The 21,867-nt window shown below is 48.8% G+C and carries 15 protein-coding genes; all 15 read left to right on the top strand.

Annotated elements, in window-relative coordinates; all coding sequences use genetic code 11:
• Positions 1–237 precede the first annotated feature (237 nt).
• The 15 genes from OXN25_00945 to dgoD all read left to right on the top strand — a co-directional run bounded on the left by OXN25_00945 (position 238) and on the right by dgoD (position 21,766).
• Positions 238–3,726, top strand: a complete 3,489-nt coding sequence (locus tag OXN25_00945) for a UvrD-helicase domain-containing protein (GenBank protein ID MDE0423413.1) — start codon at positions 238–240, stop codon at positions 3,724–3,726.
• 10 nt (positions 3,727–3,736) lie between these two features.
• Positions 3,737–4,456, top strand: coding sequence for a hypothetical protein (locus tag OXN25_00950; protein ID MDE0423414.1), 720 nt, complete (start codon positions 3,737–3,739; stop codon positions 4,454–4,456).
• A gap of 8 nt (positions 4,457–4,464) precedes the next feature.
• Positions 4,465–5,631, top strand: coding sequence for a Gfo/Idh/MocA family oxidoreductase (locus OXN25_00955; protein ID MDE0423415.1), 1,167 nt, complete (start codon positions 4,465–4,467; stop codon positions 5,629–5,631).
• The gene (locus OXN25_00960) at positions 5,610–7,337 is read left to right on the top strand and encodes a CRTAC1 family protein (protein MDE0423416.1); all 1,728 of its coding nucleotides are present in this window, start codon (positions 5,610–5,612) and stop codon (positions 7,335–7,337) included. Before OXN25_00955 ends, OXN25_00960 begins: the two co-directional genes overlap by 22 nt.
• A gap of 216 nt (positions 7,338–7,553) precedes the next feature.
• Positions 7,554–8,126: a superoxide dismutase family protein gene (locus OXN25_00965; protein ID MDE0423417.1), complete on the top strand. Its 573-nt coding sequence runs from the start codon at positions 7,554–7,556 to the stop codon at positions 8,124–8,126.
• A gap of 118 nt (positions 8,127–8,244) precedes the next feature.
• Positions 8,245–9,228, top strand: coding sequence for a transporter substrate-binding domain-containing protein (locus OXN25_00970; GenBank protein MDE0423418.1), 984 nt, complete (start codon positions 8,245–8,247; stop codon positions 9,226–9,228).
• 227 nt (positions 9,229–9,455) lie between these two features.
• Positions 9,456–12,728 (top strand): DUF499 domain-containing protein, encoded by a 3,273-nt coding sequence (locus OXN25_00975; GenBank protein ID MDE0423419.1) that lies wholly within the window; start codon positions 9,456–9,458, stop codon positions 12,726–12,728.
• Between the two features lie 121 nt (positions 12,729–12,849).
• Positions 12,850–13,713 carry a hypothetical protein gene (locus OXN25_00980; GenBank protein MDE0423420.1) on the top strand — a complete coding sequence of 288 codons (864 nt, stop codon included), beginning with the start codon at positions 12,850–12,852 and terminating at the stop codon, positions 13,711–13,713.
• Between the two features lie 24 nt (positions 13,714–13,737).
• Positions 13,738–14,001, top strand: coding sequence for a hypothetical protein (locus OXN25_00985; GenBank protein ID MDE0423421.1), 264 nt, complete (start codon positions 13,738–13,740; stop codon positions 13,999–14,001).
• A gap of 40 nt (positions 14,002–14,041) precedes the next feature.
• Positions 14,042–16,831, top strand: a complete 2,790-nt coding sequence (locus tag OXN25_00990; protein ID MDE0423422.1) for a DUF1156 domain-containing protein — start codon at positions 14,042–14,044, stop codon at positions 16,829–16,831.
• Between the two features lie 47 nt (positions 16,832–16,878).
• The gene (locus OXN25_00995; protein MDE0423423.1) at positions 16,879–17,256 is read left to right on the top strand and encodes a GIY-YIG nuclease family protein; all 378 of its coding nucleotides are present in this window, start codon (positions 16,879–16,881) and stop codon (positions 17,254–17,256) included.
• A 658-nt stretch (positions 17,257–17,914) separates the two neighbouring features.
• Positions 17,915–19,081: a Gfo/Idh/MocA family oxidoreductase gene (locus OXN25_01000; protein MDE0423424.1), complete on the top strand. Its 1,167-nt coding sequence runs from the start codon at positions 17,915–17,917 to the stop codon at positions 19,079–19,081.
• A gap of 363 nt (positions 19,082–19,444) precedes the next feature.
• On the top strand, positions 19,445–20,251 hold the full coding sequence (locus tag OXN25_01005; GenBank protein ID MDE0423425.1) for a hypothetical protein: 807 nt from the start codon (positions 19,445–19,447) through the stop codon (positions 20,249–20,251).
• A 6-nt stretch (positions 20,252–20,257) separates the two neighbouring features.
• On the top strand, positions 20,258–20,485 hold the full coding sequence (locus tag OXN25_01010) for a hypothetical protein (protein ID MDE0423426.1): 228 nt from the start codon (positions 20,258–20,260) through the stop codon (positions 20,483–20,485).
• Between the two features lie 147 nt (positions 20,486–20,632).
• Positions 20,633–21,766: a galactonate dehydratase gene (gene dgoD, locus OXN25_01015; protein ID MDE0423427.1), complete on the top strand. Its 1,134-nt coding sequence runs from the start codon at positions 20,633–20,635 to the stop codon at positions 21,764–21,766.
• Positions 21,767–21,867: the final 101 nt, after the last annotated feature.

The following is a 21,867-nucleotide window of genomic DNA, read 5'->3' on the forward strand; positions in this document are numbered from 1 at the left end:
CTACCAAAACCTAACAAAAATGTCAATAACTTACACAATGTAAACACTACCTATAAACTTCTGATCACTGTTTCAAATGTAAAGCTAAGACAAATTGTTCGCTAATCACTCACAATTTCATTACGCAGTGATCTTCAGCTAAATCTAAATCCTTTTAAAACCTAAGTAGGTGCTCAACTTCACCGAAAACCATCGTGGAACGTAGTGGAACGATGACCAGATTTAATAGTTTAAAAAATGCAATTAACACCGAGTCAACAAGATGCCCTTGACATAAAAAAACACGTCTGCGTAACCGCCGGTGCCGGGTCCGGAAAAACGACCGTGCTGGTTGAACGTTACCTCAAGATTTTGCGTGAAGGAAATGTCAAAAAACTGCGGGGGATTGTCGCCCTTACTTTCACGGATAAAGCCGCCGCTGAAATGAAAGATCGGATTGTCGAAGAACTGTCTGCGGGAAAAGAAAACGAAAGTAAGCAACAAGGCAATTCGCTCTGGCGTTTTCTCGAAGAAATAAACTCGGCACACATATCGACTATCCATTCATTCTGCTCACGTATCCTGAGGGAATTCCCGTTCCAAGCCCGTGTGCCTGCTAACTTCAGCATTATACAAGGTATTGATCAGAAACTCCTGCTCCAGCAAACTGTTAAGGACACTCTCAAGGAGATTGCGACAAATACGGGTGATAGACACCGCGCCGAACTCACACGCTTACTGCAACGCTACGGTGGACAGCAGAAGTTGGTGGATTTCTTCTCTGCTATGGTCAATCAGCGTGATGTAATCGAGCACCTAATACGGGAAATTTATAGCAATCCAGACAGCACAGAAGTCCGCGAAACTTTGAAACAGCAGGTTCGCGAAAAACTGATTTCTGCAGTTGACGTTGCCCAATTCGTCCGATGTCTAAATGCTGTTTTGCAGTTCGCGAGAGGTAAAGATGCTGGGGCAGTTAGAGATTTAACACAACAATTAGAAGCACTGCCTGAGCGAAATCCAGACTCGCCTGAAATGCTAAGTTTGCTTAAGGAAATTGAAGACTTAATTACGATCGGGAATGGTAATATCGCGAAAGGTGCGTTTCTTGGCAGCGGCCTCAAAACAACGAACATTGACGCTGAGATCGAATTTCTGGTATCAACTGCGAGAAAGATACGACTCATACCGGCTATTGAAAACAATGAAAATGAGATGGATGAAAACCTGACCGATGACGATTTTTTATTGGATACAATCCGGGACCTATTCATACTCTATGACCGCATCCTCAGTGATTACCAAACCACTAAACTCCTCCAAGGTAAGCTTGACCACAATGACCTGCAGCTAAAAACCCGTGATCTCCTTCGCGACAACCAAGAAATCCGACAGAAAGTGGTCTCCCGTCATAAGTACTATATGGTGGATGAATACCAAGATACAAATGAAATACAATACGAATTAGTGATGCTGCTAACAGACAATCTCAAAAGCGCAAATCTATTTATCGTTGGGGATCCGAAACAAAGCATTTACAGGTTCCGAGGCGCAGATGTTCGTGTATTTGAAAAGACAAAGAAGATGCTCTTAGACCATTGCGGAATTGATGTTATCCTTGCAGAAAACTTTCGTTCTTTGCGCGATACCCTTGGATTCGTCAATTACTTTTTCAACTCTTTGATGGGCGATGGAGCGGAAAGTGAATTTGAAGTGGAGTATAAACCACTTATAAAAGCGCGTCCTGTTGACGCGAACGGTGCTGTTGAAATCCTTCTTGGAAGCCAAGGGAGTGAACCGGTCAATGAACCTGCTCTCATCGCACGCCACATTAAAAATATGAAGATGAATGCCGATGAGATATGGGTGCGCGAGAATGGTGTGGAAACGAAGCGTTCAATCCGGTATGATGACATCGCCATCCTCATCCGAAGTAGAAGTCATCTCCCAGATATTGAACACGCCTTACTTGAGGAAGACGTTCCCTACCTGACTGCAGGGGGTGTCGGTTTCTATCAACGACAAGAAATCTATGACATTTGGAACTACCTCAACTTCCTTGATGCACCTTCAAAAAATCATACATCTCTCGTCGCACTTCTTCGCAGTCCGGCTTTTGGTATATCTGACACCGAACTCTATCAAATTTCCCTGCAGGAGGGAGCGGATTTCTGGGACAAAACCGAAAAATACCAAACACCTTCTGACGATCTTGACCGGGCAATAGCCACTTTAAAAAAGCACTGTCAAGTTGCGCATCGGATGCCTGTAAACCAGCTTATCCTTACCATCGTTAATGAAACAGGAATGATTGGAACCCTGAAAACCGGGAAACAGGGACAGCAACGCTGGGCGAATTACCAAAAACTCTTAGAACTTGCCAGAAACTTTGACGGAGATGAGAATACGAGACTTCTCCCGAACTTTATCGAATTTCTGGATGTCTTAATTAGGGATGAACCTCAAGAGGGACAGGCACCCATTGAGGCAAGTAGCGGCGCGGTTCAAATCATGACAGTCCACGCTGCCAAGGGGCTTCAATTTCCTGTTGTGATACTCCCAAGACTTGACCGGAGAGGTCGAACGGATACCGAACCTTTCATTGATGAGTCGCTCGGTATCGGCTTCAGTCCGCTTAAACCTGATGACGGTTATAGGAAGACTCAACCTGATATCCTTACTCACATAAAAGAGCGAGCGAGTGCGAAAGAGGATGCAGAAAAAAAACGATTGCTTTATGTCGGAACAACACGTGCTTGTGATAGACTTATTTTATCCGGGACCCTTCCAGCGAGAAATATGCTTGGCTGGTTTCATAAAAATCTTGATATCAACGAAGAAGATATTTTACTGGATTTGCCTGTTACATTGGAGATGTTTGAAGACGGCAACACAAACTCTCAATCCTTCCAACTTCAAATCCCGATTTCTCGGGAATTGGCAGAATCTGAATCTGTGGATAAGGTCTCCGGTAATACGACTACTGTCGAATTTCCAAATCCCTTGCCATCGACACTACAATCAACTGGAATCGAGGCAGCCTTCTCCGTCACCGAACTCGCAAACTATGCCCGCTGCCCGCTGCGGTATCAATTAGAGAACTTACTACAGATTCCATCGATCAACGGAGACATGGATCCAGAGGAAGAGGGAAGAGAGAGTGCCATTCGTCGAGTACTTGCCCGGATAAGACGGCAATCGGATGCGGAAAATCTTGACACATTCATTGCACAGGTATCCGAGGATGACCCAGAGATGACCCGTGAATCCAAAACAGCGTTACGTATACATGCCAATAATTTTCTCAATTCTGAAATCGGAGAAATCGTTTTTAATGCTACCTCCGCCTATACCAATCAACAAATTCACGCGAGTATCAACGGACACATTATTGAGGGTAGACTCGACAGACTCTTTAAAGATACAACAGGAGAATATCAGCTAATCATTTACGATACCTCTGAAATACATGATTTAGACGCACACCGCCCAGAAATGGAACTTTATGCGCTGCTTGTCCATCGACGATATCCAGAACAACCGATGGTAACTATTAATCTTTTCTTTACTGAACAAGGTCAGGGTGAACAAATACATTTCAGCACAGCACAATTGCAGGAAGCTCAGGAACAGTGGAAAGAAAAAATATCGAAACTTCAAAGCGGGATTTATGAGAAAAACCTTGAACACTGCTGTTCCTGTCCGTATGCAGGGGCCGATGGACAGTGCATTGTTGCTGAAGCATGAGGAGAAAAAAATGAAAAGCTTAACACCAGCAATCGCAATTATCATAATTGCCTGCTTTGCAATACAGGCGTGGCAACCCGCCCTCGCAGGCACATGGCGCGACGATTTTGAAGACAAAGATACCCGCGAATGGAAGATTTTTAACCTCGACCGGCAGGTCGAAAAATGGTGGATTGATGACGGTGAAGCCGTCGGCGAAATCTTCCTACCCGGTTTCATGAGCCTCTGGCTTACGGGTGAACTCACATGGAAGAACTATTCCCTCTCCTGTCGCGCAAAATTGGTGAAAGACAAAAACGATCCACCGAGCATCGGATTGACACTCCATGACAGAGGCGAAGAGGATAGTCGCTACCTTTTTTTTATAGATTACGTTTTTGGTACCGTCCGACTTATAAAGGCACTGCGAAACAGTTGGTTTCCGGTCATCTATCCATTTGATGCCGAAATTGATACGTGGTATGAACTCACTGCCACCATTCACGAGGATGGCACCATAGAATTTCAAGTCGATGACGAAGTGTTTACCGTTATTGATGATGACCCTCTGAAAGGTGGGCAGGCAGGACTCGTTGTCGCAGACGGACGCGCACACTTTGATGATTTTGAAGTCACAGGCGCGAACATCAAAAATGGCGGTCCCGGCAAGCCACGGCCCGTCGAACCGCGATCCAAACTCGCAACCACTTGGGGCGAGATAAAAAAAGGCAGTCCGGTTAGACCCAGATAGTTTAAAAAATGAAAGAAAACATAATAGGCATCGGCATTATCGGCATGGGCTGGATGGGTATGACACATGCCCGCGCCTACCGCCAGATCGCAGACCGATTTCACAACAGTCCGCTTCAACCCAAACTCATCATCTGTGCCGATGATGTCGCCGAACGCACAACCGAGGCAAAAACACGCTTCGGATTTGAACGCACAACGACCGATTTTCGACGCGTCATAGAGGACGAAGATATCCAGATAGTCAATATCGCTGCACCAAATAGCATGCATCTTGAGATCGTTGAAGCAGCCGCGACCGCTGGGAAGCACATCTTCTGTGAGAAACCCGTCGGACGGAATCCTGCCGAAACGAAGGCTATCTACGCCGCCGCACAACGGGCAGGGGTCCTTACAGGTGTCGGTTATAACTACAGATGGGCACCCGTCGTCCAATACGCACGCCGATTGATTTCGGAGGGGAAACTCGGCACGCTCACCCACTATCGTGGTAGATTTTTTGCTGGCTACGCCAGTCATCCACACGCAGTACTTTCGTGGCGTTTTCAGAAAGAGATCGCAGGACTTGGCACCCTTGGCGACCTGATTTCCCACGTCATTGATATGGGACATTTTATCGTTGGAGACATCAACAGCATCGTCTCCCAGCAAGAGACCTTTATTCCAGAACGTCCCGTAGCAAGAGCAGGCACCGGCACACACTTCTCGCTCAGCGCAGATGGCAAAATGGAAACCGTTACGAACGAGGATTACGTCGGCGCGTTAGTCCGATTTGAAAACGGTGTCCGCGGTACACTTGAAGCCTGTAGAATTATTAACGGACCGCAGTGTGAAATGGCGTTTGAGGTACACGGCACAGACGGGGCTTTGCGCTGGAATTTTGAGCAGATGAACGAACTGGAAATCTACTTGCCTAACGAAGACGGTTTCCCTGACGGATTCACGCGCATATTGAGCGGTCCCCGCCATCCATTCCACAGCGATTTCAACCCCGGTCCCGGTGTTGGATTGGGCTATGACGACCTGAAAACGATTGAAGCCTCCCAGTTCTTACAAGCCATCTACGCAGGAAAACAAGCAAATCCGGGTTTCCGAGAAGCCGCCGCCGTTGCTGATGTACAGACTGCTATTCAAACCTCATGGAAGGAGGAGCGATGGATTTCTGTCGAAAAATAAAGTACATGCTGACTTTACCCAATTGCAGTTGGATAGGGTTCTTGGTTCGTAGTAGCGCAATTTATTCCGCCTTCTTTATTTTAATTTTTTTTCTCTGGATAACTCCCCCAACTGCCGCTGCGCAAAACTTACCCCAATTTACCGACATCACGAGCGAAGCAGGCATCGACTTCATCCATAATACCGGTGCCTTCGGCGAAAAATACCTCCCCGAAACGATGGGATCCGGCTGCGCATTCCTCGACTACGACACCGACGGTTGGCAGGACATCCTCCTCGTCAATGGAAAGGATTGGGAGGGGCAGCCAACCCAAAAACGCCAAACGATGGCACTCTACCGCAACAACCGAGACGGCACATTCGCGGATGTCACCGAATCCGCAGGACTCGCTGTCCCACTCTACGGCATGGGAGTCGCTGTCGCCGATTACGATAACGACGGTGACCCAGATATCTATATTAGCACCCTTGAAACCGATCGTCTTTTCCAAAACCGTGGTGACGGCACCTTTGTTGATGTCACGGAAACCGCGGGGATCCATAACCCCGGCTTCGGCACCAGTTGCGCGTGGTTCGACTATAACAAAGACGGACACCTTGACGTTTATGTGGCGAACTATGTCGAGTGGACGATAGAGAACGACATATTCTGTACCCTTGATGGCACAAATAAGTCTTATTGTACCCCTGAATCCTACACCGGTCAGTCCAGCAAACTCTTCAGGAACCGCGGCGACGGCACATTTCTTGATGTCTCCCGTATCGCACGGATTGAGGACAATACAAGCAAATCATTGGGGGTCTGCATTTTCGATTACAATGCCGATGGTTTGCCCGACATCTTTGAGGCGAACGACACGCAACCCAATAAACTCTATCAAAATAACGGCGACGGTACCTTCATTGAAACTGGAATGCTCGCTGGGATCGCCTATGACGAGAGGGGGGTTGCAACTGGGGCAATGGGGATTGATGCCGCAGACTATGATCGTATCGGCAGAGAGAGCCTCGTCATCGGCAACTTCTCCAACGAAATGCTCAACCTCTACCACAACGAAGGCGACTTCTTCATAGACGATGCACCCGCCGCGCACATCGGCAATGCGACCTTACTAACCCTTACCTTCGCCTGTTTCTTCTTCGACTTTGACTTCGATGGTAACCTTGACATTTTCACCGCTAATGGACACGTTGAAACTGACATCAACGCCATCCAGAGCCAAGTTACCTATGCCCAACTTCCGCATCTATTCCACAACGATGGACAAGGCAAATTCACCGATGCGATCCACAAAGTCGGCACGGACTTGGCGACCCTAATGGTTGGCAGAGGCGGAGCCTACGGCGATATCGATAACGATGGCGATTGGGATTTACTGATTACCACCTCCAACGGACCGGCATATCTTTTCCGAAACGACGGTGGTAACCGCAACGCTTGGATAAAAGTCCAACTCGTTGGACAAACGAGCAATCGCGACGGCATCGGTGCGGAAATCCGTGTAACCTCCGCTTTGGGAACACAGACCCGAACCGTCAAAAGCGGTTCCAGTTACTGCTCCCAGAGCGAACTCACCGCCATCTTCGGCATAGACGGGGACACCACTATTGAGACAATCGATGTCCGCTGGCCCAGCGGCACCGTCAGCACACGCAAGAATGTTGAACCCAACCAACACATCCGCATTGAAGAAAACGTACCATAGACTGTCGCTACTTTCCAAACTCGTTCTTCCAACCAAGGTAGGTACGGTTTCCAACCGCACCGGTGAATCCCAAAGAATCTCTCTACATCAATATTTATCCTTTACTTTTCCTATGAAATGCCTTATCATTCTGATGGATAGGTGGTTTAGAAATCTACCATCTCAATTCGGGAATGTTAGCATTTAGAATAATAAACTCTAATGGAGGATCCAACAGTGAAAAAGAGCTTAATTACCCTTGGCACAAAAACTTCATTTTTTCTACTAATTGGTATTTCATTCGCTTTAATAAGTTGCGGTAGGGTACAGCAGGCAGATGTTCTTTCAGCACCATCAGCGAAGCAGGCAATCGCTACAATCGGCCCAGCAAGCGACAGTAGCGTAACCGGAATAGCGACTTTCACACAAAACGGCGACCAAATCACACTTATCATTGAAATACAGGGCGCATCGCCCGGAATCCACGCCGTTCACATCCACGAGAGCGGTGATTGTAGTGCACCCGACGGCACGTCCACCGGTGGACACTGGAATCCCACCGGTGTCGCACACGGGAAATGGGGAGTCGGTGAATTCCATCTCGGAGACATCGGCAATATAACCGTTGGTGAGGACGGCACCGGCAGCATTGAATTGACGACCGATCTCTGGGAAATCGGTACCGGTTCCGATGTTGATGTGGTCGACAGAGGCATTGTCGTCCACGCGGGTGCAGATGATTTCACCTCACAACCTTCAGGTGCTGCTGGTGCGCGTGTGGGGTGTGGCGCGATCGTGTTATCGGAATAAGCGGACAGCGATGTTTCACCTGAGCAGATTTCAGCACGCCATTCTTAAACACGTATGGCCCTATGCATCCTTAATATGCCTGCTTCTAACGGCACCTATGTTTTCAGGCTGCGAGAAGATGCGAAATATCCTCGCATCCACCCAAGGAACAACCAGCGATGCCTGTACAGATGGCACACGCGTCCTCAACGTCGGCTTTTATGCCTACTTCGCGCCAATAAGCTACAGTGCCAATGCGGATCCGAATTCCGCTGAGTTCGACACACACCGTGGCTACGAAGCCGACCTATTGACAGCACTCGAAATGATGGAAGGCGTGGGGCTCTCTTTTTCCAGAACGGCTATCCCTGAATGGCCCGGCATCTGGCTCAAATCCGCCGAACCTGCGTATGATATGATCGGGGGTGGTATCACAATTCTCGATTCTCGGACGAAAGACGCTGTAGGCACACCACGGGTCGTCTTTACATCCGGGCATGTCAAATTTCGCCAATCCCTCCTCGTCCGCACCGAGGACGCTGAACGACTCGCTACGCATGCTGCTCTCACTGATGATGTACGCGTCGGTGTGCTTCCTGGCACCACCGGAGAAGCGCGTTTGCTGGAACTGACAGGACTTGTTGATGCCAACGGTGCACTCGCGGCGGGGGCAAGCATTGAGACCCCGCAGGGCACCGTTATTGCCGATGGCACAGCAGACTATAAAATTACTGCCGCCGAAATCTCCCCGAATTTGGTAGGTAGAAGCCATCTCGTCCCGCCTTCCGAAAACATGCCACAAGTTATCTATCTTGGAGGTGAACTTGGCGAATCGGAGCTGCTGGAAGCACTCGCTACAGGCAGTATTGACGCAGTCGCTCGGGGCGAAATCGGCAACCGGGATACTGTTCACACTTCTGGCAGAGCATTGGTTGTCACCGCTCTTGATGAAGCAGTCGAGTACGGCGGCTTTACGTTCGCCTTGGAAGATGCCGAATTGGCAGCATGCATTGATGAGAAAATCGACTACCTGACAGATAATGGAAACATCGGGTACGAGGAATGGTTGCAGGATCCTTCAGTATTTATAAACCGCGCCGCACTGTGGAACACCACACGGTAATCAGGGCTGTTTAGTTTTCCAATAATTTAGGTCCGGACGCCCGAACTTGTTCGGGAAAAGCGCGCTGTCCCGAATAAATTCGGGCATCCGGAACAAAGATCCCTCACATAAGTAAACTTATCCCTTAAAACTAAACGACCCGGCACAGTAATTGTCCCACTTGACTTAGAACTGAAAGTCTGCTATACTTCCAAAGCAAAGAATCATGGAGAGGAAATCCCAAACACGTGAACTCGTCCAAACGCCCAAACCAAGACGCACTCTATCAAGCACTCAATATCTATTGCGATGTAATGCGTCCCTTCATTCTTAAAAACCTGAAAACCGTACAAAACCTATCACCAAAAGATCATTTTGAAAACGAATCGGATATAGATATTGGCGATTTCCCTTACCTCTTCAGAGAGTATTGGCACGATGTTTTTAAATACCTTTTCGATCCAGATCGGGACATCCGCAGTGCTGTAGGTATCATAACCGAAGCACGAAATAAGGTTGCCCATCCCCAAGCAGAAGACCTCACATCGGGATATACCCTCTCCCGACTCCATGAAATTGCCGATATACTTGGACAAATCAATGCCCCTGAACAGAAACGGGAAGTTGAAACCATCCGCGACAAGTTGCTAACCAATACAGCACCAACCGTAGAAGCCAAACCGAAACTCCCGCGTAGAAAAGCAGCAGACCTCACCCCATGGCGCGATGTCATCCGTCCGAACACCGATGTTATTGAAGGTTCTTTCCGAAAATCGGAATTCGCCGCCGATCTTCAGGAAGTTTTTGAAGGAAAAGCGAAAACCTCGGAATATGGCGAAACCGACATCTTCTTCAATCAAACATACATCACCCCGGGACTCAAGGAATTGTTGGTTAACACCCTAAAACGACTCGGCGGTAAAGGCAGCAATCCAGTTATCCAACTCAAAACCGGTTTTGGGGGTGGGAAAACCCATAGTCTCATTGCCCTCTATCATCTTATTACCGGTATTAATATTCTAAGAGAACTTCCAGCGGACGATCAATACAAGCGACTCCGAGAAGAAATAGAAGACATCTTGGAGGAAGCGGATTGGGATGACAACACACCGCTTAACGCCAACGTCTCTGTTCTGGTCGGTACCTACCTCTCTACGACCGACGCAGATGAAACCAAACAGGGGGACCCACTCAATACGCTCTGGGGTATGATGGCAGAGCAACTCGGTGGACAGGATGCCTATAATATCATTGGTGAAGCCGCACGCATGGGAACTGCCCCCGGCGGAAATCAGTTGGACAGACTCTTTGAACACGTCGGTCCCTCTGTCATCTTAATAGATGAACTCGTTGCCTATGTCCGTAATGTACAAGGCGTCACACAGGAAAGCATCTACACCTTCTTTCAGGCAGTTACAGAGTCTGTAAACAGGTCTAAGAACGTTACACTCGTTGCAACGCTACCAGAAGGACAAATACACGCAGGCGGCGAAGGTGGGATGACCGCTCTTGATACCCTCGGATCTATCCTCGAAAGGGTTGATGCTGTCTCTATTCCGTTAGAAGTGGATAACGCTAATGAGGTCGTGCGCAGGCGACTGTTCGGTAACCTAATTGACGAGACAGAACGCGACCAGACCTGTGAAGCGTTCCGAAGGATGTACCAGAACTCCCGCAGCGAATATCCGAGTAACGTTAGCGATCAAGACTACCTGAAACGCATGAAAGATTGCTATCCTATCCACCCGGAAATATTCGATCGGCTCTTTCAGGACTGGTCGGCTATCCCTGGATTTCAGCGCACCCGCGGTGTCCTTCGAATCATGGCGACTTGCATTTCTCGTCTTTATCAAGAACAAGACCCCTCTCTGCTGATAATGCCTGCGAACCTCACCCTTGACGATCCCGCACTTTCCGATGAATTCACCAGACTCTTGGCAAGGTCTGGCGGAAATTGGGACCCCGTCGTCCAAGAGATAGACAGCCACGGTTCTCGCACCGATCAGATTGATCGAGACTCTCAGAGTTTCATTGAGGTCGGTAGTGCAGCACGGCGTATCGCGCGTACCATATTCCTCGGCAGTGCCACCAGCCATGCGGTCAAGGGTATATCTCGGCAGCAAATTCATCTCGGTGTTGTTGAACCCGGACAAGGGGTCTCAGTCTACAACGATGCTCTCAGCAGAATGACCGGCAACCTCTATTTCCTCTATAACCTTGACGAGAGATACTACTTCCACACCCAAGAGAACCTCAATAAAGTCGCTATAGATCGCGCAGCAGAATACTCCGAAGAAGATATCCACGCTGAAATTGTTTCACGCTTGGAAAGAACTGTTCAAAGCACTTCAAACGTGAGGGTCTGTCCTACATCCGTAAACCTTGTCAAGGATTCCCAAACCCTTCAGTACGTCATTCTCCACCCGCAGGCATCCCTACCCAGTCGCGAGAAGGAGACCGATTTAGCACGCGAAGCTGCGCTTAAAATTCTTACATATAACACGGACGATGAAAGACCGCGCACCTTCAGGAATACCCTCCTCTTCATCGCATCGCGGCGAGACGACATCCGAGAACTCAGAAATTTCGTCAAAAACTACCTTGCATGGCACTCTATCATGAACGGAGATGCCCTACACAGGGCACTCACTCATCTTGAAGGCGCGCGGTTAGACCAGACAACGGAGAACCTTGAAGCCGCTGAGGATGCCGTAACAACAGCACTCTTCAAGGCATATCGATGGGGACTTGCTCCTTCGCAAGCAGATCCGCGGAAGGATGACTATGATTTTTCTGTTGCTGACACAAAGCCGACAGATGGCAGAATTGTCCAACGCCTCCGTGAAAAGTTTACTGACGAGGATGCAATCGTCACAAAAATTGCACCTGACATCTTCGCTGCACGGTTACAACAATACATCTGGAGTAGCGATGCTTATCAAGAGCATGTTGGCGTAGATACTCTCTGGGAACTCATGACACAAAACGTCTACATGCCCCGCCTGAGAGATCGGAACGTCTTGGCGACGTGTCTTAGAGACGGAATCGCAGCAGGAACGTTTGGCTATGCCAGCGCGTATCAAGATGGCGATTATCGGAACTTCCGTTTTGAAGAACAGATCGGGGGACTCCGAATCGCTGAGGAGAGTACTGCCGTTCTCATAAATCCTGAAATGGCGAAGCTGCTCAAAGAAGCACAAGAAGAAAAACAGGTGCCGCCAACACCCCCAGAACCCGATCAAAAAGCAACAGGCGGTTCGACAAGCATTGTAGTCGATCCACCCCAACCAAAGGGACCTACGCATATTGTTGTCACTAAGGCACTGCAGTTAGAATTACCTTTCATGGACGATATAGAAACCCTGCAAGACGAAATTGCCCGTACCCTCCAAACAGACGGCGGGACAGTAAAAGTGGAAATCACCGTTACTGCCGACAAATCAGACGGCTTTTCGGAAAACACCACCCGCGCCGTTAAGCAAAACAGCGAACACCTCAACGCCGACTTCAAAAGCGACTAAAAACCTGCAGTCTTTGTAGCACAAACTTTTAGTTTGTGCATGCTCTCTGTAGCATAGACTGTTAGTCTGTGCCTTCCAAATCCGCTTGACATTTTCCACCCCTTTACCGTATAATACAACCATGGCACAAGATTATGACAACATGGGGAAAAGTCTATGGACAGACCACGCTTTAGACCTTTCGAGATTTGTACTTGGCGAACAAAACGTCGAAGTCCTTGAAGACCTGGACACCGAACAACAGACCGTTATCGCTCGGCAGACCGACATCACAAAACGTGTCCGCGTCAACAATCAAGAGGCGATCTTGCACGTCGAGTTACAACTCCGCGATAGCACACGCGAACCGATGTGGGCACGGAACGCCCAATATCAAGGATATCTCGTCGGCAAATACCAGATACCTGTCTACTCCAATGTTATCTATTTCCACCCAAGAGCTGGCAGGAATGATCCGGGCGGTTACACCTACAAGTGGCACGGCTACGAACACACCAATCGTTATAAAGTGATACGGCTGATTGAGATAGAGGGCGAGCCGATTTTGGAGATGCAGGCACCCGGACTCCTGCCGTTTACGCCACTCATGAAACCACCTGCGCGGATGGACATTGAACGTTGGGTGCAAGAATGTGTGGATGTAACACAAGCGGTTCCCGTGGATCAGCAAGCGCAGGCGGATTTACTTCACGGAATCTACCTCTTTGGTGGGGTAGTGTATGACTCAGAGTTACTTGACCGACTCATACCGGAGGAACTTATGCGAGAATCTAAAACTTACCAATTACAAATGGAAAGAGCTGCCAGAGAAACGACCCTCAAGAATACCTTGACGGTGCTGAACAGAAAATTTTCGGCAGACGCAGTAAATGACTTAACACCAGAGATGCAAAACATAGATAATTTGCAGAGATTGGAACAGTTGCTAATCGCTGCAATTGATGCTCGAAACCTTGAAACGTTTGTACAAACGCTGCACGAATAGGTGCCACGAGAAAAATAAAGGTCTATGGCCAGACCACACCTCCGACTTGTACCAGAGGAACTTATGCGAGAATCTAAATTTTACCAACGCCAACAGGAAAGAATTGCCAGAGAAACAACTATAGAAAATACCCTTGCACTGCTTTCTGATCAATTCCAAGCGGAAACAGTAAGTGCTTTAACGCCCGCACTTCGCAACGTAAACGATCTACAGAAACTTAAGCGGTTACTCCGCGCAGCTGCGAGAGTGCAAAACATTGAAGCCTTCGCACAAATGCTAAACGAATAAAAGCATAGGGTTTAAATGCTTGAAACCAGAGAGATGACACGTGCCCAATTACCGAAAAAAACTCATTGAAGTCAACATCCCCCTCCAAGCCATTAACATAGAATCCGCAAAAGACGCATCACTCACACACGGACATCCGTCTACACTCCACCGCTATTGGGCACGTCGACCTCTCGCTGCATGCCGCGCAGTTATTTTCGCCAGTATGGTAGACGACCCCTCCGAATGCAAAGACGAGTTCCCAACCGAATCTGAACAGAACGCCGAACGCAACCGCCTCCACGGCATCATTAAACGACTCGTGGTATGGAAAACTTGTAATGATGAAAACCTCCTTGCAGAGGCGCGTTATGAAATAGCGTTCTCCGTCGCCCGCAATAATGGGGAAAACTTAACCAGTTTTCGTCAGCAATTTAAGAACGATCCGACAGCAGTCCTACAATACCTCCGCGACCACTGTCCCGCCGTCTACGATCCATTTTGTGGTGGAGGCTCCATTCCATTGGAAGCGCAACGTTTAGGGTTACGCGCCCGCGCCTCCGATCTAAATCCACTCCCTGTCCTGCTCAACAAAGCGATGATTGAACTGCCCCCGCAGTTCCACAACCAGAAACCCGTCAATCCCGATGCCGATCCGCTGGGAATGTTCACTGGTACCGGAAGAAAAAGAACGCGTGTCCCTTGGAAAGGCACCGCAGGCTTGGCAGATGATATCCGCTACTACGGTGCATGGATGCGTGAGGAGGCGTACAAGCGAATCGGACATCTCTATCCGAAAGCAGAACTTCCGGACGGAACCGCTGCAACCGTCGTTGCATGGTTGTGGGCGCGCACGGTGCCGTGTATCAATCCTGCGTGTGGCCTCCAGATGCCTTTAATGAAAACCTTCCAATTATCAAAAAAGAAGGGCAACGAGCATTGGGTTAAACCTGTTGTTGATAGAAAATCAAATACTATTTCCTGGGTTGTGCAAACCAATGATGAAGGAGTACCAGGACCTACCGTCCATCGGACAGGTGCACACTGTTGCGGATGTGGAACTTCTGTTAAATTGCCTTACGTCCGAGAACAAGGGCAAGCAGGTAACATAGGTGGGATAATGACAGCGATAGTCGCCGAGGGGACCCGCAAGAAATTGTTCTTGTCACCTACTGAAAAACACCTTCAAACAGCTGGCTTCCCGACCCCTAAGTGGCGACCAAAGGAAGAAATAATAAATACACCCAAAGTTAGTGCGCTTGTCTATAGTATGACCCATTGGCATGAACTCTTTACTGCTCGCCAACTTACCGCCCTAACTACTTTCAGCGATCTATTATCGGAAGTTCACAAACAGATAACCGAGGATGGCGCGACGGAAGAATACGCCTGCGCTGTTCGCACCTACCTGTCCCTTGCTATTGGTAGGACTATTGATGCCAATTCCAGTTTCACGCGTTGGCATAACTCAGGTGAGAAAATTGAAGCAGTTTTCTCACGGCAGGCTATTCCAATGCTCTGGGACTTTCCTGAAGCAAATCCCTTTTCCACGTCAACACAAAATTGGATTTCACATGTGGAGTGGATTGCAGAGGTCATTGAGAATCTGCCAACATCAACGAACGGAGGCGAGATTTATCAAGCGGATGCGACTACGACAACGCACGCTGCTGATAATCCACTTATTGTTACAGATCCTCCGTATTATGATAACATACAATACGCCGAACTTTCCGATTTTTTCTACGTCTGGTTGAGGCCTCTGCTTCGCGAGATATATCCGGAGCTTTTCGCCGCTATAATGACTCCCAGAGATGAAGAGATAGTCGCCGCGCCGCGGTTTGAAAATCCAGCACAACACTTTGAAAAATTGCTCGGCAAGGCGTTGGTCCGGATGCGGCAGCACTGTTCTGACAAATTCCCCTCTTCCATTTTTTACGCTTACAAACAGCAAGAAAATGAACAGGATGGTAAAGCCTCTACCGGTTGGGAAACGATGCTCATGGCAATCATCAACGTAGGTTTTCAGGTTGCTGCTACTTGGCCCTTGCGCACTGAACGAACAACAGGCCTTAAGGGTGATAAAAACGCACTCACCTCCTCCATTGTGTTGGTGTGTCATCCTCGTTCCGAGACCGCGCCTACCGTAACCCGCCCCGAATTTCTACAAGCACTGAAAAAAGAGATGCCCCGGGCCCTTGAAAGACTCACGCGCGTCGCAAATATTAGACCCGTCGACTTGGCGCAAGCCGCCATCGGGCCGGGGATGGAGATTTATTCCCGCTATAGTAAAGTCGTGCGGATTAGCGGCGAAGTTGTGCCGATACGCGAGGTTCTCACACACATCAACAACGAAATCACCGCATACCATGAAAAAGAGACCGGAGAATTGGATCCGGAAACTCAATTCTGTTTGACATGGCTCCAGCAGCACGGTTACACGGAAGGCAATTTCGGGGATGCGGATGTCCTTTCAAAGGCGCGGGATGTAGATACCGCCACTATGCATAACAAAGTGCTGCTTAGAGATCGTGGCAAGGTTCGGCTACTGAGACCTGAAGAATACGCTGATCGTGAAAACAGCGAGGATATGACAGCCTGGGAAGGATGTCTACGGATGGTGTGGCATCTCTCCAGTGAAGAAAGGAGCGGCGGGGTTTCTGGATGTACCGCTGTCGCCCGCGCCATGCGCGATTATGAATCCGCAAAACGTTTGGCACGCGTCCTATATGCCTACTATGATGCCCGCGGCGATGCGGAGAGTGCAGCACGCTACAACAACCTCGTAACCCAGTGGCAGTATATTTCCCAATCAATGGGGTCACCAGAGCAGAGAGAGTTGGATTTGTAATCCGCATAATCCGTCTAATCCGCGATTCAGACAATGGGAAGTACCCGATGCGTGACACAGTTACCCCCTACGTCCTACAGTATCAACTCAAACGTAACCTCCGTCCCTTCACACGCGAGGAGATTTTACAGTTGCCCACCAGACGCAGCGGCGTATATGCGTTGTGGCGAAAAACCGGTACCGAAGGTCGAAACGAGTGTCTCTACGTCGGGGAATCCACAACTTGTGTCCGAAGACGGCTATTACAGCACGCTTCAAACGCACAGAATGATGAACTCCATTCACAACTTCGGATGTTTAGACCCATCATCCAATTCTCAGTAGAATTCACAGAGGATGCCGAGGAAACCGTCTTATTAGAAACCCAACTCATCCGCGAGTGGAAACCAAAAACCAATCTGAAAATGAATCCCAATAAATCTTAATGCTGACTGCTAAACAATCCTACAAATCCTGATTCAGACAAACAACCCAACGGGTGTGTAAAGTTTTTGACACGAAGTCCTCAACAGCACCAATCCTTAACTGCTAATCCATACCACGTTTTACCTTGACATTCGTTAGCAAATATACTATAATATATTGTAAGGCTTCCAAAAAGGAAATATTGTATCAAGCAACAAAACGCTGGCGAGGAAACCGACACAAACATTTTCAGCACCTACATAAGTTTCTTGCTGATTGCTAACCGCTGATTGCTGACCGCTAACTCAAAAATGTTACACTTTTGCCAAATTGCGTTTTTTTTTCAAAAGAAAAAATCAAAAATTAAACGTCAACCAACCCTTACAGTGACTGGGTTCTCTAACGTTATAGGCAACACATCAAATGTTACACGGGTGTAACTTTAGTGTAACATTTTTAGGGTGTATCGCTGAAAAATATACCGTAAAGTTATCACAATACTCACAACCGTTAATTCTAAAATCCTGCCAATCTTGATTCTGACAATCCGCTGCCAATATATTTACACACCGTATTCCAACAAAGCACTTGACAGTAAATCCCAAAATAGATTAAGATTAAACAATTAACGCTATAGAAGAAACGGAGCTTGCAGGTTTTCTCAGATTACAACACATTATGAAAACTTACCGCATTGCCATATTAGGATGTCGGAGTCGAGGCACCTCAGCCGCAAAGGCGTATCACGCCCATCCGCGCACCGAAATCGTAGCACTCTGTGATCTCGTCCAAGAGCGATTAGAGACTCTCGGCGACATCGTGAACGTCCCTGCCTCAGCACACTTCACCGATCTGGACGAAATGATTAGGCAGACGACTCCCGATATTGTAGCCATCCCCACAGCAACAGAGGCACACTATCCACTCTGCATGCGTGTCCTTGAACACGGCGTGAACATCGAGGTAGAGAAACCGCTCTGCATCAATCTCGTTCAGGCAGATGAGGTGTTGGCGAAGGCTAAAGAGAAGAACGCTCGCGTCGCCGTGCATCATCAACGGCGCACCAGTCCATCCATGCAGGCGATCGCGCAGGTCTTTGCGGAAGGAAAAATCGGCGATCTCCGCTATATCTACGCCAGTGGGAAAGGCTACTACGCAGGGTACGGACTCATGAACATCGGTACACACGTTGTCAACAACATGCTCCGTTTCGGTGGGAAGTGCCGGAGTGTTGTGACGCAAGCGACGACCGGCGGACGCAACATCGTCCATGATGATGTTCTCCCTTCACCCGCGGGTATGGGTACAGTCGCAGGCGAGTATGTTACAGCGACGCTCCAATTCGACGGAAACGTCACCGGGACCCTCATTCAGCACAGATTCCCAAAGGTTGACACCGATGCGTACGTCATGGAACTCTACGGCACTGAAGGCAGACTCTTCTGGTCGGAGTTAAAAGGCTCGTGGTGGCTACCGACACCCCATTTCGTCCCTGATGGCACACACGACCAGTGGCAGGCACTCGCCTCCATCTATCCAGAGCATTTTGACCCCAATAAGGGCGCAGATGCTGACGATTACTGTTTCGTTGACGAGTATGTAAACGCGCTGGACGAAAACCGAGAGCACGAATCTAACGGCGAAGAGGGTCGCCATGTCATTGAGATTCTGATGGCAATTTTTGAGTCCGCTGTCTACGGTAGGCGTGTCGAGTTGCCCCAGAAAAACCGAGAGCATCCGCTATTACAATGGCGGACTGAAGCAGGTTTAGGGGAGATAAGAGAAATGCCCCGCGATTACGGCACTTGGCTATCCTTGGAGGACGAACGCTTGTATAATATATAGCGAGAGTTCGGTATTTGTAGGGCAAACTGTTAGTTTGCGTCTTTAGATGCCCGATCTAACAGATCATGCTATCAAGATGGAAAGTTGCGTTATAATATATGACGAGAGTTCGGTATTTGTAGGGCAAACTGTTAGTTTGCGTCCTTAGATGCCCGATCTAACAGATCATGCTATCAAGATGGCAAGTTGCGTTATAATATATGACGAGAGTTCGGTATTTGTAGCACAAACTTTCAGTTTGTGCCACTATGCTAAGATGTTAGACCTACAGGAAACCCAAAATCCGCGATAATCCGCGATTTGCGGCGTACTCGCCTAAATGCGACGTGCATTCAGACAGCAACGTTACAGAGGAAAAGTATTATGCCGAATCCTACGATAAATGCTGACAATCTACCACCCATCCCACTCACAGAAGAGCAGCGTTTTCTCTTTGATACACGTGGGTGGCTCCTGTTTCCGGGTGTGCTTAGCCAAACAGAGATTAAAGAGATGCGCGAGTTCTGTTATCGGCTTAAACAGGACCCTGCGTCTATCCCTGAATATCATCGCTCTCCTATCGGAGGTCCTCTTGAATCACTGACCGATCATCCAGTTGTACTCGGATTCATGAACGAGTTCCTAACATCTGGATATGCCAACGAAAATTGCTACGGCTTCCGACTGGAAGGCACGTTCCTAACCATTCGTCCAAACGGACACGACAACTTCCGTCCGCACGGCGGGCGAGGGATGCTTAACTTTCCCGGCAACTCGCACACCTATCATCTGCACCACGACAAGGCACACAGCGGGTTGACGCGCGTCGTCTGGGAACTGAATCCCGTCCGAAAAGGCGGCGGTGGAACGATGTTCTTGACCGGCAGTCATAAAGGCGCGTTTCCCGCACCGAAGTCAACAGCCGATCGCACTTCTCCACTGTGGGAGGATTATGAATGTCCGGCTGGTTCTATGCTTGTGTTCACAGAGGCAATCACACATACCGGTGCGAAATGGATAAACGAAAAAATTGATCGCGTCGCCATTTTTCACTGCTACAATACCGTAGGCAACAAATGGCATAAGTGGGAACCGCATCCGAAGCACGTCGAAGCGATGCCGTTCAAGCGTCAAACCCTCTTCCGTCCAGTCCACTGTCAGGATAATACACCCACCTTGGAGGCGGTATAGTTAACTATGGCACATATTGATAAGGTTAAGGAGGAAATTGGTTGGTTAAAGGTGGTCTTTGCCATTTTCATCGCTACTGTCCTTTCTCTCATGGCTTGGTTAGTTGAGAATTATGGAAAAGGGCAAAGGCTCCTTCTTGTAATCGGTGGAGTCGCGGCATTTCTGATTATGTTAGCGATCATTTGGATAAATAGTGTTGCGAAACGAAAGATTGATAAATTGGAGGAATTGTGATGGAATGGTTCGTAGTCAGTGTATTTGTGGCGTTTCTTCTGACGCTTGGTATAGTTGTGCGAACCGCCACAAAAGATTAAATTATTGCTTTCACCCGCTTTGAATCTTAGGGTGAGTTCATCAAAAATCACAGATTGAGAGTACAAAATGAAAATTACGAAGGTCAAATCTTTTGTTTCAGAAAGTGGACATTTCTTTGTGAAAGTCGAAACCGATGCCGGTATCTACGGCGTCGGTGAGGGAGGACTACGCCGTCGTTCACTCGCCTTAGCCGAAGTCATCCGTTCATTTGAACCCTTTCTTATCGGTGAGGATCCGTTTCGGATTGAGCATCTGTGGCAAGTCATGTTCCGAGGCGGCTTTTTCCCAGGCGGCGTCGTCCAGTCCGCCGCAGTAAGTGCCGTAGATATCGCACTCTGGGACATCAAAGGAAAAGCACTCAACGTTCCCGTCTATGAACTTCTCGGTGGTCGCACGAGGGACAAGGTCGTCTGCTATCCACATAACGGCGGCGGCTCAATTGATGCAATCGTCGAGAGTTGTCGGCAAACCTATGAAGCCGGTTGGAAGTTCGTCCGGTGGAGCGTGAATGACAACGCTGACACGGGAAGGTTTGAACCCAGACGCGCCATCCAAAACTGTCTTAATCAGGTGCAAGCCGTTCGTCAAGCACTCGGCGATGACCTCAACATACTAATTGACGTGCATACCCGCCTCGATCCAGCAGACAGCCTCGATTTTTGTAACAAGGTCGCACAATACAATCCGTTTTTCATTGAGGACCCGCTGCGAGCCGAGAACCCCGCCAGCCTCAGACGCCTTCGACAGCAGACCTCGGTGCCACTTGCCGTTGGTGAACAATTTGACAGCAAATGGACCTTCCGAGAGGTTATTGAGGAAGAACTCATGGATTACTGCCGCGTCGATCTGTGCATTGCTGGGGGCTTGACAGAGGCGCGTAAAATCGTAGGATGGTGCGAAACACATTACATCTATGTCGTACCACATAACCCGTTGGGACCCGTATCCGCTGCGGCGTGCCTGCAACTCTGTCTCGCATCACCGCTTGTCGGTGTGCAGGAACTCCCCCGGGCCCCGATGTCTTCACTGACCGATGTGTTCCCCGTACAAGTTCCATTTGAATCAGGGTATCTCCTACCCCCGGAACGTCCGGGACTCGGCATTGAGTTCAACGAAGACGCACTCATCAACGTCACAACACAGGACTACGGACCCCCGACTGGCTACCAACGCGATGACGGTGCCTACACAAACTGGTGATTATCCATCCCAACTGAGGTAGGTGCGGTTTTGCGGCGTACTCGCCCAAATGCGACGTGCATTCCAACCGCACCGGTCCGAAAAGTGTACATACCCAACTG

The organism is Candidatus Poribacteria bacterium, assembly GCA_028820845.1.
In the GTDB taxonomy this organism is placed as follows: Bacteria; Poribacteria; WGA-4E; order WGA-4E; family WGA-3G; genus WGA-3G.